Origin of the sequence: Marinobacter sp. UBA2498 (assembly GCF_002341575.1) — a bacterium.
GTDB classification, from domain to species: domain Bacteria; phylum Pseudomonadota; class Gammaproteobacteria; order Pseudomonadales; family Oleiphilaceae; genus Marinobacter; species Marinobacter manganoxydans.
The window spans coordinates 27,095-27,910 of sequence record NZ_DDOI01000082.1; the positions used below are offsets into that span (position 1 = coordinate 27,095).

The 816-nt window shown below is 57.8% G+C and carries 2 protein-coding genes; both read left to right on the top strand.

From position 1 onward, the window contains the following. A partial coding sequence (locus tag B2W52_RS11280) for an ABC transporter permease subunit (RefSeq protein WP_286803079.1) occupies positions 1 to 530 on the top strand: 530 nt, incomplete at its 5' end. Position 531: 1 nt separating this feature from the next. Then, positions 532 to 816: ATP-binding cassette domain-containing protein (locus tag B2W52_RS11285; RefSeq protein WP_286803082.1), on the top strand; the 285-nt coding region annotated here is incomplete at its 3' end.

Below are 816 nucleotides of genomic sequence, written 5' to 3' on the forward strand. Positions count from 1 at the left end.
AGGGCTTTTACGGCGGCAAAATTGATCTACTGGGCCAGCGCTTTATCGAGGTCTGGTCCGGCCTGCCGGTACTGTATCTGCTGATCATTCTCTCGAGCATTGTGCAGCCAAACTTCTGGTGGCTGCTGGGCATCATGCTGCTGTTCAGCTGGATGGGGCTGGTGGATGTGGTCCGTGCGGAATTCCTGCGTGCCCGTAACTTCGAATACGTCAAAGCTGCCCGTGCACTGGGTCTGGACAACCGCAAAATCATGTTCCGGCATATACTCCCCAATGCCATGGTAGCCACACTGACCTTCCTCCCGTTCATTCTGACGGGGGCAATTACCGGCCTGACCTCCCTGGATTTCCTGGGCTTTGGTCTGCCCTCCGGTTCACCCTCGTTGGGGGAACTGATTGCCCAGGGCAAGGCCAACCTGCATGCGCCCTGGCTGGGCATATCCGCCTTCGTATCGCTGTCGCTGATGCTCACCTTGCTGGTGTTCGTGGGTGAAGCCGTACGCGATGCCTTCGATCCGAGGAAGAGCTGATATGAGCCAGTTACTTCAGATTTCCGATCTTTCCATCTGTTTTGATCACGGGCTTCCAGCCGTCGAATCCCTGTCACTGGCAATCCGTGAAGGCGAGACCCTCGCACTGGTGGGCGAAAGCGGCTCCGGAAAATCCATTTCGGCACTGTCAATTCTTCGCCTCCTTGATGCGCGGCACACCAGCTACCCCAGCGGGCAGATCCGGTACCGCGATGAAGATCTTCTGCCCGCCACCGAGAAGCGCATGCGCCAGATCCGCGGCCGGGAGATAGGGATGATATTCCAG